15 protein-coding genes are annotated in these 17,797 nt (G+C 36.2%); 14 read left to right on the top strand and 1 reads right to left on the bottom strand.

Annotated features, from left to right (window positions below; all coding sequences use genetic code 11):
- Nucleotides 1-121: 121 nt before the first annotated feature.
- Complete coding sequence (locus tag KQI76_RS05515; RefSeq protein WP_216399320.1) at nt 122-1,846, bottom strand: Rqc2 family fibronectin-binding protein; 1,725 nt, start codon at nt 1,844-1,846, stop codon at nt 122-124.
- A gap of 89 nt (nt 1,847-1,935) precedes the next feature.
- Here KQI76_RS05515 and KQI76_RS05510 point away from each other — a divergent pair, with 89 nt between their 5' ends.
- From KQI76_RS05510 to spoVM, 14 genes are all read left to right on the top strand, one after another.
- Nucleotides 1,936-4,578, top strand: a complete 2,643-nt coding sequence (locus KQI76_RS05510) for a cation-translocating P-type ATPase (protein WP_216399319.1) — start codon at nt 1,936-1,938, stop codon at nt 4,576-4,578.
- A gap of 496 nt (nt 4,579-5,074) precedes the next feature.
- Nucleotides 5,075-5,335 (top strand): extracellular matrix/biofilm regulator RemA, encoded by a 261-nt coding sequence (gene remA / locus KQI76_RS05505; protein WP_216399318.1) that lies wholly within the window; start codon nt 5,075-5,077, stop codon nt 5,333-5,335.
- Between the two features lie 345 nt (nt 5,336-5,680).
- Nucleotides 5,681-6,301: a guanylate kinase gene (gmk, locus tag KQI76_RS05500; protein WP_216399317.1), complete on the top strand. Its 621-nt coding sequence runs from the start codon at nt 5,681-5,683 to the stop codon at nt 6,299-6,301.
- The gene (gene rpoZ, locus KQI76_RS05495; protein ID WP_216399316.1) at nt 6,301-6,501 is read left to right on the top strand and encodes a DNA-directed RNA polymerase subunit omega; all 201 of its coding nucleotides are present in this window, start codon (nt 6,301-6,303) and stop codon (nt 6,499-6,501) included. Before gmk ends, rpoZ begins: the two co-directional genes overlap by 1 nt.
- A 189-nt stretch (nt 6,502-6,690) precedes the next feature.
- Nucleotides 6,691-7,896 (top strand): bifunctional phosphopantothenoylcysteine decarboxylase/phosphopantothenate--cysteine ligase CoaBC, encoded by a 1,206-nt coding sequence (coaBC, locus tag KQI76_RS05490; protein ID WP_216399315.1) that lies wholly within the window; start codon nt 6,691-6,693, stop codon nt 7,894-7,896.
- A complete protein-coding gene (gene priA / locus KQI76_RS05485) occupies nt 7,893-10,301 on the top strand; it encodes a primosomal protein N' (protein WP_216399314.1) in 2,409 nt (802 codons plus the stop codon). The genes coaBC and priA overlap by 4 nt, the downstream gene beginning before the upstream one ends.
- 14 nt (nt 10,302-10,315) lie before the next feature.
- Nucleotides 10,316-11,263: a methionyl-tRNA formyltransferase gene (gene fmt, locus KQI76_RS05480; protein WP_216399313.1), complete on the top strand. Its 948-nt coding sequence runs from the start codon at nt 10,316-10,318 to the stop codon at nt 11,261-11,263.
- Entirely contained in the window at nt 11,256-12,632 is a 1,377-nt protein-coding gene (rsmB, locus tag KQI76_RS05475) for a 16S rRNA (cytosine(967)-C(5))-methyltransferase RsmB (protein ID WP_216399312.1), read from the top strand. Before fmt ends, rsmB begins: the two co-directional genes overlap by 8 nt.
- A gap of 33 nt (nt 12,633-12,665) precedes the next feature.
- Nucleotides 12,666-13,421, top strand: coding sequence for a Stp1/IreP family PP2C-type Ser/Thr phosphatase (locus tag KQI76_RS05470; RefSeq protein WP_216399311.1), 756 nt, complete (start codon nt 12,666-12,668; stop codon nt 13,419-13,421).
- Entirely contained in the window at nt 13,415-15,439 is a 2,025-nt protein-coding gene (pknB, locus tag KQI76_RS05465) for a Stk1 family PASTA domain-containing Ser/Thr kinase (RefSeq protein ID WP_216399310.1), read from the top strand. Before KQI76_RS05470 ends, pknB begins: the two co-directional genes overlap by 7 nt.
- Nucleotides 15,440-15,442: 3 nt before the next feature.
- The gene (gene rsgA / locus KQI76_RS05460; protein WP_216399309.1) at nt 15,443-16,324 is read left to right on the top strand and encodes a ribosome small subunit-dependent GTPase A; all 882 of its coding nucleotides are present in this window, start codon (nt 15,443-15,445) and stop codon (nt 16,322-16,324) included.
- A 2-nt stretch (nt 16,325-16,326) separates the two neighbouring features.
- Nucleotides 16,327-16,983, top strand: coding sequence for a ribulose-phosphate 3-epimerase (gene rpe / locus KQI76_RS05455; protein WP_216399308.1), 657 nt, complete (start codon nt 16,327-16,329; stop codon nt 16,981-16,983).
- Nucleotides 16,984-16,991: 8 nt separating this feature from the next.
- A complete protein-coding gene (locus KQI76_RS05450; RefSeq protein WP_216399307.1) occupies nt 16,992-17,642 on the top strand; it encodes a thiamine diphosphokinase in 651 nt (216 codons plus the stop codon).
- 53 nt (nt 17,643-17,695) lie between these two features.
- Nucleotides 17,696-17,788 (top strand): stage V sporulation protein SpoVM, encoded by a 93-nt coding sequence (spoVM, locus tag KQI76_RS05445; protein ID WP_216399306.1) that lies wholly within the window; start codon nt 17,696-17,698, stop codon nt 17,786-17,788.
- Nucleotides 17,789-17,797 lie beyond the last annotated feature (9 nt).

The raw sequence follows: 17,797 nt of genomic DNA, 5'->3' as shown, positions 1-17,797 counted from the left end.
CACTGAGTAAAAATTGCGCTTGCGTCATCAAAATAAAAAAATTCGCCTTTTTTTGGTAAACTTACTGAGTGAAGGTTCACTTTAGATTCTAGTTTTGGTCATGTAAGAAAGCCAGTTAATTTTACTGGCTTTCTTTAGGTTTTTCTTTTAATTGATTAATCAAGGATCGATCTGGAGTGACAAATAATGTTTTTTGTTGATCATAAATAACATAGCCTGGTTTAGCTCCATTCGGTTTTCTAACATGACGCACCTCTGTATAATCCACTGGGACTTTAGAGGATTGACTTGCTTTAGAGAATAAAGCGGCTAATTGTGCAGCTTCTGCAAGCGTTTCTTTACTTGGTATATGTGAGCGAATAAGTACGTGTGAACCAGGAATATCTTTAGTATGTAGCCAAATATCCCGAGATTCAGCCATCTTAGTTGTTAGATAGTCATTTTGCTTATTATTTCGTCCGACATAAATAGGTGTTCCATCAGAAGCAAAAAACTGTTCAGGGCTTGGTTTTTTCGACTTATTCTTCCGTTTGTTATTACCACGCTTTTCTTTTAAATAGCCTTCTTCTCTTAGTTCATTTCTTATTTCTTCAATATCCTCGAGACGTGCTTGATCCAATTGCTGGATCAATTGCTCAAAGTAATTGATTTCAGCCTTGGCTTTTCTAATTTCTATCTTAAGTTTACTTTTTGATGTTTTTAATTTTTGATAGGTTTTAAAATAACTTTGTGCGTTTTGACTTGGTGTTTTATTAGGGTTCAATGGAATCGTTAGCTCAGCTTGATTTGGGTCATAGTAATCGGTAACCGTGATCTGCTGATCACCTTTTTTAACTAAATGTAGATGAGCAGTTAAGAGTTCACCTTGTTTTTGATATTGTTCTGCTTGTTTTGCTTTATTTAAAGATTGTTGCTGTTTTTTTATTTTCCGTTGATTACGTTCTAATTCGTTTTTTAATAATCGGCTTAAGTCACTAACTTGTTGTTTAACACGATCACGGGCGGCTTTGTCTTGATAAAATAAATCAAGTAATTCACTAACTGTTTCGAATCTTTCAATTTCCCCCTTAAAAGAGTCAAGTTTAAATACATGAAAGTCTTCTTTCTTATCTCGATTGATAACTGGTGATAACTTGTTTTCTTTAACTTGAGTAAGTCGTTTGAGAAATTGCTCGGTAACAGCTTCAGGAGTAGACTCTTTTGCACAATTTAAGATATCATCTGCAAAGAGAGGTGAGATTCCCATAAAAGAAAGAACAAGTGTTTCTGCTAATGTTTTATCTGATTCGGTAAGAATTTTTAAGATGGTAGATTGATCCATCTCAAAAGGATTTAATTTATTTTGGTGTGGTGGATAATGATAAATTTGTCCAGGTAAGACAGTCCGATAGCGACTTTGATTCGGAGATATATGTTTAATGCTATCGAGTATATGGTCATTCTCCTGATCGAGTAAAATAATATTACTATGTTTCCCCATGATTTCAATGATCAGTTTTTTTCTAACTTTATCTCCAATTTCATTTTTTCCGCGGAAATAAAACTCAATAATCCGTTCATTTTTATATTGTTCAATGGCTTCAATATAGCTACCAATTAGATGTTTTCTTAAGACCATACAGAACATCGGTGGTTCAGCTGGATTTTGATATTTTGTCTTAGTTAAATGAAGACGTGCATAGCTTGGGTGTGCTGATAATAAAAGTTGATAATTCTCATGATTATTTCTGATTAATAAAATTAATTCTGTACTAGTCGGTTGAAATATTTTTAAGATTCGACCAGTAGCAAGTTCTTGATTCAATTGTTTTGCTACTGCATGAGTAACAATACCGTCAAATGCCATAGTAATCACCTCGTTTCACATATTATAGCATGTTTTGAATGGGACATGCATATGATCAATACGAGCGAAAGGTATTGGGGGGATACTTTATGAAATGGTATGCAAACACCGTTCATGACATATTAAATCATCTAGGTAGTCAAGTTGATAGTGGATTATCTAATAGGACAGTCAAACAAAGATTAAAACAATTCGGTAAGAATCAACTCGTTGAACCGAAACGTCAATTAGGAATCACCCTTTTCTTTAAACAATTTAAAGATTTTATGGTGATTGTGCTTTTAATTGCAACATTTATTGCAGCTTTCTTAGGTGAAATCGTTGATGCAATTGTTATTATAATCATTGTTTTGATCAATAGCTTACTAGGCTTTTTGCAGGAGCAACGTGCAGAGAAGTCACTCGCTAAACTAAAACAAATGGCAAATCCAGTGGCTAATGTTCTTAGGGACGGTCAGTGGGTGACGATTCCCTCAAATGAAATTGTTATTGGAGATATTGTCCGCTTGAAGAGCGGTGATCGTGTAGTAGCAGATATGAGAATTATAAAAAGTGTACATTTATCGATAGAAGAGTCAGCGATAACGGGAGAAACCTTACCCATTGCTAAGACAAGCGAAGTGATTAGTCAACAAAAATTAAATATTGGAGATCAAAAAAATATGGCATTTATGAGTTCCTTGGTTACAGCAGGCCATGGAATAGGTGTGGTTGTTGCTACGGGTATGGAAACAGTTGTTGGACAAATTGCTGATTTAATTGTTCAAGCTCCAAAACAAAAAACACCTTTAGAAAAAAGACTACAGAATTTAGGTAAAATTTTGATCTTTGTTTCTATTTTTCTAACATCGCTAGTTGTGGCAATAGGAATATGGCAGGGAAATCCGGTTTATCAAATGTTTCTATCTGGAATCTCCTTAGCTGTTGCTGTTATTCCAGAAGGTTTACCTGCGATTGTAACTGTTGTTCTATCTCTTGGTGTTCAACGGATGATTAAAAAAAAGGCGATCGTTCGCAAATTAGGTGCGGTTGAAACACTTGGCAGTACCTCGGTAATTTGCTCAGATAAAACAGGTACATTAACGGAAAACCGGATGACTGTTGTTGAATTGTTTTTAAATCAGCGTAAATTTGAAGTTAGTGGTGGTTATCAATTATCTGGTTTATTTACTCCAGCAAAAAATCAGACAGAAGCAAAAATGTTGGAGCGTTTTTTAAGCTATGCTTCAATCTGCAGTGATGCAGAACTAGTTGAAAAGCCTAGCGACACAATAATTGAAGGTGATCCAACAGAGGTTGCAATTATGATGGCCGCAGCAAAAAAAGATCTAAATTTAATTCGAAATAATCACATCAATAGGGTTCTTGACTTTCCATTTGATTCAACTAGAAAAAGAATGTCCGTAGTGGTGAAAAATAATGATCAATATTTAGGCATTGTAAAAGGTGCACCCGATTTATTATTAAAAAGAGCCAATCGTATAGAAGAAAACGGCCAAATCATTAGGCTTGATCATAGACGACGAGAAAAAGTTAGAGCAGAAATAGATGGGATGACCAAAAAAGCTTACCGTACCATCGCACTCTGCATTAAGCCGCTTTCTAATATCAGTCATATTAATGTCGAACAAGTTGAGGATGACTTAATCTTTATGGGATTAATCGGGATGATTGATCCACCGAGACCAGAGGCAAAACAGGCAATTGAACAATGTAAGTCTGCTGGAATAAAAACAATCATGATAACAGGGGATCATGCTGAGACAGCAAGGGCGATTGCTCAGGAATTAAAAATTATCCCTCCAAAAGGGCAACTTATAACTGGAGAAACACTTGATCAAATGTCCGATGAGCACTTAGCACAACAAGTAGATGATATTTATGTTTTTGCCCGCGTCACACCAAAGGATAAATTACGAATTGTTCAAGCCCTACAAAGTAATGGACATGTTGTTGCGATGACAGGAGACGGTGTTAATGATGCGCCTGCTTTAAAAGCAAGTGATATTGGAATTAGTATGGGGGAAACAGGAACAGATGTAGCTAAAGAAGCTTCCGATTTAATTCTATTAGATGATAATTTCGCAACAGTCGTTGCTGCTGTTGAGGAAGGAAGACAGATTTATGAGAATATTAGGAAATTCATTCGCTATTTATTAGCTTCAAATGTTGGTGAGATCCTAGTTATGTTATTTGCAATGCTTGCTGGATACCCCCTCCCTTTATTGCCTGTTCAAATATTATGGATTAATTTGGTCACCGATGGTTTGCCTGCTTTAGCATTAGGTATGGATCAATCCGAGAGAGATTTAATGGAACAAGCCCCACGTCCATTAAAAGAAGGGATTTTCGCACGGGGACTTGGCTATAAAATTTTGTCGAGGGGATTCTTAATAGGGATCGTTAGTTTTCTAGCATTTGTTATTGCTTATCAAAATGGAGCACAATCGCTAACTTACGCAAGAACAATTGCTTTTATAACTTTAGTCATGGCACAATTAATTCATGTGTTCGATTGTCGAAGTCATCGGTCTATATTTAGTCGTAATCCATTTGGTAATCGATACTTAATCGTGGCTGTTTTATCTTCCTTCGCTTTATTAATCCCAGTCATTTACATTGGTAAATTTCAAGTTATCTTTTATACGGTTGCTTTAACAGGGAGAGATTGGTTTACGATTCTTTTATTCAGTTCATTACCGACGATTCTATTTGGTTTTACAAACCGATAGCCCTTTGTGTATAATAGATTGGTAAAAAAGGATAGCCAACTTAGACTATCCTTTTTATTATGGCTTTATCGGAAGTCATTCGTTGCATATTACAAGCGAAATAATAATGTACATTGAAATTGGATTAGGCTAAGTTGAGAAGATAAAAAAAGGAAATCAAGCTAAGATTAACTGACTGTAAGCCCCCGACTTCAATCTTGCAAGATGATAAGTAGAGGATCAACGATCATTAAAGGCCCACTTTGTTGATCTAACACCCAGTGAAAGATGAGGTCATTTACTGAGCAGGTTTTCACTTTATCAAAGAATAAAATAAATGTAAGGATTCAATGATCAGTGTTTATGTGATCGAATAATCGGTAACAATTGATATAATAGTGTAACAGCTTCAAAATATAGAATTAGCATTTTAAATTTTGCAAATTTATACTATAATAAGAAAGATAAGTTTTAATTAAGGGCTGATTACGGAATTGGGTCTGAAAGGAGAATTTATTTGAATTTAAGATTAATTAATGTTGGTTTCGGAAATGTAGTTTCAGCAAATCGAATTATAACAATTGTTTCACCAGAATCAGCGCCGATTAAAAGAATTATTTCAGTAGCTAGAGATAATAATAAATTAATAGATGCTACTTACGGGCGTCGAACTCGTGCTGTTATAATTACAGATAGTGACCATATTGTGCTTTCAGCGGTACAACCAGAAACGGTTGGCCAACGTGTACTCATCCATGAAGAGGAACTCGATGAATAGCGACAATACAATTCGTATAGCCATCATTTAAGGGTCAAACCATTTTTATATGATTTAATGCTTTATGCTCATAAGGTAAAGAAGACGAAAGTTGAACTTATTTTTACTGATAGATGGAATTTATCATAGATTAACGACTATAAGAAACCCACTTCAATTATACAAGGGGAATCATTAGCGGGATCAACAGTCAGTAAAAGCTCGATTCATACATCTAACGCCCAGTGTGGGATGAAGAATCTTCTTCGCAGAGTGAAGGTTCACTTTACTATTCAAATTAAAAGTATTTTATAGTGTGGCTGAATGAAATGATGTTGATAATTTGGATTTAGGGGGATACAATTGTTGATTAAGCAGAAAGGGATTTTATTTATTTTATCTGGGCCATCCGGTGTTGGGAAGGGAACGGTAAGAAAAGCATTATTTGAAAAGGAAACAACTATGCAATATTCTATCTCAGCGACTACACGTTCGAAGAGACCAGGTGAACAAGAGGGTGTTGATTATTTTTATCGATCTAAAGAAGCATTTGAAGAAATGATAAAAAACAATCAATTACTTGAGTATGCTGAGTACGTGAATAATTATTATGGTACACCTCGTCAGTATGTAGTCGAGACTCTAGATCAAGGAAAGGATGTTTTTCTTGAAATTGAGGTTCAAGGAGCCCTTCAAGTGAAAGAGAATTTTCCGGAAGGAGTCTTTATTTTCTTATCACCACCAAGCTTAGAAGAATTAAAGAACCGAATTATTAGTCGAGGAACTGAGACAGAAACACTTGTCATGAATCGATTGAGAGCAGCTAAAGATGAAATTGAACTGATGGATGCTTATGATTATGTCGTTGTTAATGATTATGTTGAACACGCAGTAGATAAAATCCAAGCCATCGTAAAAAGTGAACATTGTAGACGAGAACGTGTAGCAAGCCAATATAAAAAACTGTTGGAGGTGACCGAATCATGATGTTGGAGCCATCAATTGACCAATTACAGACAAAGATTAATTCAAAATACACATTAGTTACACTATCAGCGCGACGTGCACGCCAAATTAAAGACAATAAAATCCTGCAAATTGAAGATCCGAAGTCAGTGAAAAATGTAGGAATAGCTTTAGAAGAAATTTACGCAGGAAAACTAACGCATATCCCTGCGGATAAATAGTAAAAAAGACAGTGGGAAATACGTCTTAAAATGTACCCCTCGTTTGCCATTTGACAGACGAGGGGTATATTCTTTATTTTCCCTTCCTCCAAAAATGAAGTGCATTTCAAGACTAACTATGTTCAACATGAATACATGCTATAATAACTATAAAACTCATTAATCAAATTGAACAAAGGATGCGGTCAAATGTTAACAAATAAAAAAATCGTTTTAGGTGTTACGGGCGGTATTGCTGCCTATAAGGCAATAGCTTTAACGAGTAAATTGTCACAAGCGGGTGCGCTTGTCCAAGTTATTTTAACTAAGGGTGCACAACAATTTGTCTCTCCCCTTTCATTTCAGGCGATTTCTAGACAACCCGTATATTTAGATACTTTTGATGAGCTTGATCCAAAAAAAATCCAACATATTGATCTAGCTGACTGGGCGGATTTATTTATTGTTGCTCCAGCAACAGCGAATATAATTGGTAAATACGCTAATGGCATTGCTGATGACATGCTTTCAACAACATTATTAGCAACCAAAGCTCCTGTTTATATTGCACCAGCAATGAATGTAGATATGTATCAGCACCCAGCTGTTCAAAATAATCTTGCTGTATTAGAAAAACGAGGTGTTCGACTCATCGATCCTAATGAAGGCTATTTAGCTTGTGGTTATACAGGAAAAGGAAGATTAGCAGAACCAGAAGAGATTGTGAACTACTTAGAGAAAAGTCTTACAGAAGGGAAACTTTTAGAAGGGAAGAAATTATTAATTACTGCTGGACCTACACAAGAGAAAATTGACCCGGTCAGATATTTAACAAATTACTCATCAGGAAAAATGGGCTTTGCTATTGCAGAAGTAGCAGCTAATATGGGGGCCGATGTTACACTTGTTTCGGGACCAGTTGCTTTACCTACACCAAGAGGGGTAAAGAGAATCGATGTCGTTACAACTGAGGAAATGTATCAAACAGTTCTAAACTATTATCCAAATCAAGATATTGTGATTAAAGCGGCAGCGGTATCTGATTATCGACCTGCAATACAATACCAAGAAAAGTTAAAAAAACAAGCTGAACAGATGACAATAGAATTGAAAAGAAATAAAGATATTTTGTTGTCATTAGGACAGATGAAGGAGCATCAATATTTGGTTGGCTTTGCGGCAGAAACTAGGAATGTGGAGCAATATGGTCAAGATAAATTAAGCAAAAAGAATTTGGATGCGATTGTCATCAATGATGTTTCTAAACCAGGAATTGGCTTCGGTGCAGATAATAATGAAGTTCTCATCATTATGAAAGATGGAACAGAAATTAAAATTGATCAAACAAGTAAGTTGTCGATTGCCAGTCAACTCCTTACTCATATCGCAAAACAAATAGGAGTAGAAAGATCGTGAACATTGCCAAAGTCGTTGTCGATGTCCCGGCATCACAAACGAACAGAGTTTATGATTATTTGATACCAGCTCATCTAGTAGGCACGATCGAAATTGGTATGCGTGTTATTGTCCCATTTGGTCCGCGAACGGTCATGGGCTATGTCTTAGAATTAGCCGAGCATTCAGATGTTAAGCAGTTAAAAGCAATCAAAAGCCTAATGGATTTTTCGCCAATATTAACGAAAGAACTAATTCAATTGGGAAAATGGCTTGCTGATTATACGATGAGCTTCTATATTTCTACTTTCCAAGCGATGTTACCACAGGCGTTGAAGGCGGAATACCAAAAGCAGGTCCACCGACTGACAACCGATTTATTACCTGAACAATTAGAAATAGCGTTTTCTGGAAGAGATTATCTTGATGTCGAAGATTTAAATGATTTAAATGTACCACTGACCCTGATCAAAAAGAGTATTGCTGATGGTGATTTAGAAATGATTTATCAAGTTAATCGTAAGGATAATTATAAGAAACAGATGATGTTAAAAAGAAGTGCAACAATTGAACAACTTGATGAATACGGAGCAAACTTATCCAATCGAGCAAAAAAACAACGTATCCTTGTTGAGTATTTGGCTAGCCTGGATAAACCGATAGCACTAAAAACTTTTTTGGCGCAATTGAAAACGACGAGACCAACACTTCAGCCACTTATTGACCAAAAGCTCATTACTTTATTTGAAGAAGAAGTTTATCGCCAACCATTTGATGATGAAAATATTGAACAGACGAAACCGTTAGAATTAAAAGAGCAACAAAGGAATGCTTTAGAATCAATTATTGACACATGCAGTAAACAAATGCATGAAGTCTTTGTTTTACATGGTGTAACAGGGAGTGGAAAAACGGAAGTCTATTTACAGGCAATCGCCCATGTAATTAGAGCAAATAAAGAAGCAATTGTATTAGTACCAGAAATTTCACTTACACCTCAGATGGTCAAACGTTTTAAAGGGCGATTTGGTTCCGATGTTGCTGTCATGCACAGTGCTCTATCTAAAGGTGAAAGATTTGATGAATGGCGAAAAGTTCAACGTAAAGAGGTTAAAGTTGTTGTTGGTGCGCGAAGCGCTATTTTTGCCCCTTTTGAAAATCTCGGTTTAATTATTATTGACGAAGAACATGAAGCAAGCTACAAGCAAGAAGATCATCCTAGATATCATGTAAAAGATGTCGCAATTAAACGGGCTGAACACCATAATTGTCCGGTTGTTCTTGGGAGTGCAACACCATCATTAGAAACATTTGCACGTGCTAAAAAGGGAGTTTATCAATTATTACAAATGCCTGAACGAAGCAATTTTAGTGAGATGCCCGAAGTAGATATCATTGATATGCGGGATGAGCTACATGCTGGAAATCGGACAATATTTTCAAGAAAATTAAAGGAAACGATTGAAGATCGTCTAGCTAAAAAGGAACAAATTGTCCTCTTTTTAAATCGTCGTGGTTATTCGACTTTTGTGATGTGCCGTGATTGTGGTCATGTCATTCAATGTCCGCATTGTGATATTTCTTTAACTTATCACCGTAAACAAAACTACTTGAAATGTCATTATTGTGATTACCATGAAGTTGTTCCGACTAAATGCCCAAGTTGTGAAAGTGAAACGATTCGCTATTTTGGAACAGGAACTCAAAAAATAGAAGAAGCGATCAATCAGTTGATTCCGGAAGCGCGGGTCATTCGAATGGATGTTGATACAACTAGAAGGAAAGGTTCACATGAACGTTTACTTAAGCAGTTTGCCCAAAAACAAGCTGATATTTTATTAGGGACACAAATGATTGCTAAAGGGTTAGATTTTCCTGATGTCACCTTAGTTGGTGTTTTAGCTGCCGACAGTTTATTAAATCTTCCAGATTTCAGGGCTGCTGAAAGGACATTTCAATTATTAACTCAAGTAAGTGGAAGGGCAGGTCGTCACGAACTTGAAGGGAAGGTCATTATTCAGACCTATACACCGGAGCATTATAGTATTGAATATGCAAAGAACTATGATTATCAGGGTTTCTTTGCTCGGGAAATGGCTTTAAGAAAAGCATTTCAATACCCACCATATTATTATTTAACATTAATTACGGTTTCTCATCAAAATGTAAATAAAGCACAAGAAGTGATGAGAACGATTAGTCAATTATTGAGAAAGCACCTATCAAACGAGGCGAAGATACTAGGCCCAACGCCTTCACCAATCGAACGGATTAAGAATCGCTATCGTTTTCAATGCGTGGTAAAATACAAGTACGAACCGAATCAAAGAAATGTGTTGGCAAGAATATTACTTTATTATGAGGAAATGATGCGTAAAGAGGACTTAATGATTCAAATTGATCTTCAACCCAATCAGTTAATGTAGAGAGAGGTTTTATAATGAAAAAAATCGTATTTATGGGGACGCCTGATTTTTCAGTTCCTATCTTACAGCAAATCATTAAAGATGGTTATGAGGTGGTTTTAGTTGTAACTCAACCAGACCGTCCAAAAGGTAGGAAGCGAACATTAACGGCTCCACCAGTAAAAGTCGAAGCTTTAAAACATAATCTTACTGTATTTCAACCTGAGAAAATTCGGGATTCCTATCAAGAAATTGTGAAATATGAACCTGATCTAATTGTAACAGCAGCATTTGGTCAAATATTACCGAAGGAACTCCTTGATGCACCTACTTATGGATGTATAAATGTCCATGCCTCATTATTGCCTGAGCTTAGGGGGGGTGCGCCTATTCATTATGCGATTATGCAAGGAAAGAAAGAAACGGGGATTACGATCATGTATATGGTAGAGGCATTGGATGCTGGTGCAATTTTGTCACAAGTTACCGTCCCTATTGAAAATGAAGATCATGTGGGTATTCTTCATGATAAATTGTCGGAAGCTGGTGCCCAACTTTTAAAACAAACTTTACCAAGGATTTTTGACCAATCCATTCAAGCAGTAGAACAAGATGATATGGAAGCAACCTATGCTCCAAACATTACAAGGGAGCAGGAGAAAATTGATTGGACAAATTCAGCAGAAGCTATTTACAATCAAATTCGTGGCTTACACCCATGGCCGGTTGCTAGTACATCCATTGGGGGGAAAAACCTTAAAATTTGGTGGGCAGAAATAGCAAGTATTAGTCAATCTGCCTGCCCTGGAGAAATTGTTGATATAACTGATGATGCTTTGATCATAGCTTGTGGACAGGAAAGTGCAATAAGAGTGCTAGATATTCAACTTTCAGGAAAAAAACGGATGTCAGTTAAGGACTTTTTGAATGGCAGTGGTGACCTATTTAAGGTTGGTCAGAGATTGGGGCTAAATCATGAATAAGCATGAAGTGAGAACAAAAACTTTAGAAGTGTTAATTAGAGTCGGTGATAGTGGGGCATTTAGTCATTTAATCATTGATCAGACAATCCAACAGATGGACTGGTCAGTACAGGATCAGGCTCTTTTCACTGAGCTCGTCTATGGAACATTGCAACGAAAGCTCACATTGGACTATTTTTTACAGCATTTTGTCAATCCGAAGAAAAAAGTAGAAAAGTGGGTAAAATGGTTACTATATTTATCATTTTATCAAATGCATTATCTAGATAAAATACCTGATCATGCAATTATTCATGAAGCGGTTGAAATCGCTAAATTGAAAGGTCATCAAGGGATTGGAAAGTTTGTAAATGGTGTATTAAGAGAGGCGCAACGGCAAGGCTTCCCAAGCTTTGATCAGATTGAAGATCCTATTGAGCGTATTGCAATTGAAACAAGTCATCCCTATTGGTTAGTTGAACGGTGGAGCGATGCATTTGGTGAGGTGAAAGCAAAATCTATTTGTATGGCAAACCTGAACACAAAACCAATTAGTATTCGTGTTAATCCCCTAAAAATGTCTAGGGATAACTTAATGGAACAATTAACGGCGGATGGCTATTATGTTGAAGCATCCCAATTTTCCAAGCAAGGTATTGTTGTTATGAAAGGCCGTATTTTATCACATCCATTATTTAAATCAGGAGTCTTTTCAATTCAAGATCAAAGCTCTATGCTTGTTGTAGAAATGATGGACATTCATCCTGACCAAATCGTATTAGATGCCTGTAGCGCTCCAGGTGGTAAAGCGACTCATATAGGGGAAAAACTGAAGAATACAGGCCGTGTACATGCCCATGATCTCCACCAAAAGAAAGTCAATCTTGTTCAAAATAAAGCAGAAGAACTGGGATTGTTAAATATACGAACAAAAGCAATCGATGGACGGCAATTGGCTAATGTATATGATCAGGAAACTTTTGACCGGATTTTAATTGATGCGCCTTGTTCAGGATTTGGTGTGATTCGTGGCAAACCAGATATTAAATACTCAAGAACAGAAGCTGATGTTGAAGCATTAGCGCAGGTTCAGTATGAATTACTAGAAAGTATTGCGCCATTACTGAAAAGGGATGGTAAACTTATATATAGTACATGTACACTAGATCCAACAGAAAATGAAGCAGTTATTAGTGAGTTTTTAATGACATATCATCAGACATTTGAAATTGATCCTGATTTTTTTACCGACTTGCCTAAGTTTCTAAACAATTCCCAAGGCGTATCACAAGTTGGGGTCCAAATCTTTCCTGATGATTTTAACTCTGACGGATTCTTTATCACCCGTTTAAGAAAGAAACAAGAGATTAATTCATTTAACCGTGAATAAGACGGTATTTGATATTAAGAGGTGAGAAATTAGATGAAACAGTATTTTTTAACTGATCAAGGAAAAGTTCGTGAGCAAAATGAAGATGCTGGTGGATTATTTAAAAATAAGGCTAGGCAAACTTTAAGTGTGATTGCTGATGGTATGGGCGGGCACAAAGCGGGCGATATTGCAAGTAAAATTGTCAGGAATTTCTTCTTAGATCAGTGGCGAGAAAACGAAAAGATCACAACGATTGAGCAAGCAGAAGAATGGCTTGTTAATCGCATGCATTTAGCAAATCAGAAGGTCTATCAGTATGCTGAGAAAAACGCAGACTGCAAAGGAATGGGGACTACTGTCATTGCAACAATTTTCCTTGATGACCAAATAACGATTGCTCATATTGGTGATAGTCGTTGTTACTTATTAAATCAACATTTAGAACAAATCACTGAGGATCATTCACTTGTTAATGCATTAGTGCGAACTGGAGAAATATCAAAAAAAGAGGCAGATGTTCATCCACGTAAAAATGTTCTGATCAAGGCACTAGGAACAGATGAGTCGATAGACCCGGATGTTTTTACAATTAAGTGGGGATTAGGAGATCGCTTGTTAATATGTACGGATGGTTTATCTGATAAAGTATCAGATTTGGAGTTGAAAGAACGATTAGCCAAAAATAAGCCACTCCAGGAAATTGCCGAAGACTTGGTTAATAGAGCAAATGAGCTTGGTGGTGAAGATAATATCACGTTAGCTTTATTAGAATATTCAACGAGTGAGGAAGGTGATTCCTCTTGTTAGAAGGTCGTCTATTAAATGAACGTTATCAAGTAAAAAGGCGAATTGGTGGAGGTGGGATGGCTAATGTCTATCTAGGGTTTGATAATATTCTAGAACGAGATGTTGCTATCAAAGTTTTGCGCCTTGAATACTCCAATGATGAAGAATTTATCACTCGTTTTCATCGTGAAGCCCAATCTGCTACTAGTTTATCTCATCCTAATATTGTGAGTATTTATGATGTTGGTGAAGAAGATGATATTTATTATATGGTGATGGAATATATTGAGGGGTTAACCTTAAAAGAGTATATCCAGCGCTATGGTCCAATTCCGATAGAAGATTGTGTGGAAATTATGTTGCAAATTACTTCTGCCATAGAGCATGCGCATACGAACCATATTGTCCATCGAGATATTAAACCACAAAATATTTTGATTGATTCAAATCGGGTGGCAAAGGTAACTGATTTTGGTATTGCTCTTGCGCTAACAGCCACATCATTAACGCAAACAAATTCCATTTTAGGCTCCGTTCATTATTTGTCCCCTGAACAAGCTAGAGGTGGAGTGGCAAATCAAAACTCTGATATTTATTCCTTGGGGATTGTTTTATTTGAAATGTTAACAGGCGAAATACCATTTAATGGTCAATCAGCTGTTTCAATAGCCTTAAAACATTTACAAACTCAAACACCATCGTTGCGTGAAGAGGATCCAACGATTCCACAAAGTTTAGAGAATATTGTTTTAAAAGCGACGACAAAGGATCCATTCGAACGTTATCAAACAGCGGCTGATTTTGAGAAGGACCTTATGACAGCTTTAGACCCTGATCGAATCAATGAACCGGCTTATATACCACCAAGTGAACCAGGTGATTCGACAAAAGTAATTCCTATTTTAACTGATGAACAAATGGATGAGAATACAGATAATGATCAAACAATTGTTAAGAATAAAATCGATCATGAATCTACGCGTTTAATCAAGTTAAAGCCAGATGATTTAAAGAAGAAAAAACAAAAAAAGAAGAAATCTAAAAAGAAAAAAATTGTTATTTGGCTCTCGATCATTTTGTTTACTTTTTTAATTGCAAGTCTCGTTGCCTTATTTGTTTTACCAGATTTATTACAACCGGATGATATTGAATTACAGGATTTAACAGGTGAACACGTAGACGATGCCATTGATATATTAAAAGAACTTGGCTTAGAGGCCGAAACGGAAGAGGTTTACTCTGACGATGTTGAACCAGAGTATGTCGAAAGAACAGATCCAAAACCTAATTCGACAGTTAAAGAAGGAACGGTGATCAAGTTATATGTAAGCCAAGGGCCTGAACCAGTAGAATTACAAAATTATGTTGGACAGTCCTATCAACAAGTCAAACGGATATTAGAACAGCAAGGATATTTGCCAGTAGAACGAACGGATTCACATTCTGATCAACCAGAAGGTCAGATCATCGGTCAACAACCAGATCCGGGTAGTGGAGTCATTCCTTCAGAGACCGTCATTATTTTTAATGTTAGTATTGGTGAAGAGGAGATTGAATTAGAGAATCTTGATGGAATGAACCTTGATGCAGCTGAGAAGTACCTAGAAGATAAAGGGTTGGTTGCTAATATAACGGAGGAACATTCATCAACTGTAGATGAAGGGAAGATTATTCGACATTCACCACAAGCGGGAACAGATCTAGAAAAAGGTTCAATTGTTAACTTAGTTGTTTCGTTAGGGGAAGAAGAACAATCTCCAATTACACATAATCTCACTGTTACTGTCCCATATACGGGCGATCAAAATCTATCAGATGAGGAAGATCAAACACCTAAGAATCAAGAAGTTAGAATTTATATTGATGATATGAATCACGACTTGAAGGACCTTTACGAAACAGATTCAATCAGTGAAGATACTGAATTTAAGATTCGTTTAGTCATTGCCCCTGATACCGATGCAACTTATAAAATTGAACGAGATGATCAAGTCATTATTCAAAAAACAATTGTTTATGAAGATGTGGAAGGAGATTGATTAATGCCAGAAGGTCAAATTATCAAGGCGCTTAGCGGATTTTATTATGTATTAAGTGACGGGATAACGTATCAATGTAAAGGGAGAGGGCTCTTTCGAAAAAAGAAACAAACCCCACTCGTCGGAGATAAGGTTATTTTTGAAGCGGCTAATTTGACGGATGGGTATGTGATAGACCTATTACCTCGTAAAAATGAGTTAATTCGTCCGCCAGTCGCTAATATTGATCAAGCATTAATTACAGTATCAGCCAAGGAACCACAGTTTAGTACTAAACTCCTAGACCGATTTTTAGTATTAGTTGAATTTCATCAAATCGAACCGATTATTTTGATCACAAAAATGGATTTAGTAAAAGAAGATGAACAAGAAATAATCAATGATTATGTAAAAAGTTATCAAAAATTAGGCTACCGCGTTAAATTATTGTCAAATAGATGGGAACCTAATTTGGCTTTATTTACTGACTTATTAAAAGACAAAATTTCTGTGATTGCTGGTCAATCTGGTGTGGGGAAGTCTTCATTTCTAAACCTACTGAATCCTGCTTTGGCTTTAGAAATAGGTGAAATTTCTAGTAGTCTAGGTCGTGGCAAACATACAACAAGACATGTTGAGTTAATTGAAGTTTTAGGTGGGATGGTTGCTGATACACCAGGATTTAGTTCGCTTGACTTTGACCAAATCGAATTGAACCACCTTCCTTTTTGTTTTCGAGAAATCAATCAATATCGAGATCAATGTAAATTTAGGGGATGTATGCATATTAATGAGCCCCAATGTGCGGTAAAGGATGCCTTAGAAAACAAAGAAATAAAGGAATACCGTTATCAGCATTACTTAGATTTTTATCAAGAAATTAAATCAAGAAAGCCGAGGTACTAATCATGAAAAAGATTGCTCCTTCAATTTTATCAGCTGACTTTTCAAAATTAGGTGATGATATTAAAGAAGTCGAAAGGGCTGGTGCGGATTATATCCATGTTGATGTCATGGATGGACATTTTGTTCCAAATATTACAATTGGTCCTTTGGTTGTGCGTGCGATTCGCCCAACAACAGATTTACCTCTTGATGTTCACTTAATGATCGACAACCCTGATCAATACATTTCAGCATTTGCTGATGCTGGAGCTGATATTATTTCTGTTCATGTTGAAGCATGCAAACATTTACATCGAACGATTATGACAATTAAAGAACATGGGAAAAAAGCAGGTCTAGTTATTAATCCTGCGACACCAATAGAAGTGACTAAAGCCATTTTTCCTGAACTTGATTTACTGTTATTTATGACTGTTAATCCGGGATTTGGTGGTCAGACTTTTATTCCAAGTGTATTAGAGAAGGTAAAGCAAGCGGATCGATGGCGTAAAGAAATGAACCTAGATATTGAATTTGAAGTTGATGGCGGAATTAATCCAGTTACTGCAAATCTATGTGCGAAAGCAGGAGTAGATGTATTTGTTGCAGGGAGTGCGATTTTTAATCAACCTAATCGGGCTCAAGCCATTCAAGAAATTAGATCTGCAATTAATAAGTAGGTGGTTGAATGAAACAAATTGGTATTGTCGCAGGTGGTCCCCATCAACTATTAGCAAACCTTTCTGATTATGGCCATTTGATTGATTATTGGATTGGCTGTGACCGGGGTTCATTATATTTGCTAGAAAATCATTTGCCACTTCATTTAGCAATTGGTGATTTTGATTCAGTTAGTGAAACAGAATTAAAACAAATCAAGAATTCCGCGCAACGATTTTCGATTTATCCGGTTGAGAAGGACTTAACAGATTTAGAATTAGCTGTTAATGAATCTCTAAAAATCGGTGTAAACGAACTCTATATATTTGGGGTGACAGGAGGGAGGAAGGATCATGAATTATCTTCGATCTACCTTCTTGAGCAATTGGCTAAAAAACAAATTTGTGCTTCAATCGTAGATTGGCAAAATACGATCACTGTTTATTTTCCAGGCAAGTATGAAATAAATCAAACAAAGTTAGATCAAAAAATCTCCTTTCTATCTCTAAGTGAGCAAGTAACAAATTTAAGTTTAGTTAACTTTTATTATCCTTTAACAGAAGCTACGATTAGAAGAGGAGACTCCTTAACTTTATCTAATCAATTGACTCATCAATCTGGTTATTTTTCTTTTGACTCAGGCATATTAATAGTGATAAAGAGTAGTGAACATGTTTAAGCCTTAGTGTAAGACGTTCACTGTATTGCTAGATATGGTTAGGAGGGGTTCAAATGCGTTTTTATACGATAAAACTCCCAAAATTTCTTGGAGGAATTGTACGTTTTTTTATTGGTATATGGCAAGGGAATGGGAAGGAAAAATAAGGGAAACAA

This window comes from Amphibacillus sp. MSJ-3 (assembly GCF_018919165.1).
Lineage (GTDB): Bacteria > Bacillota > Bacilli > Bacillales > Amphibacillaceae > Amphibacillus.
The sequence above is the reverse complement of the archived record's forward strand: the minus strand, read 5'-3'. Positions and strand labels throughout refer to the sequence as shown.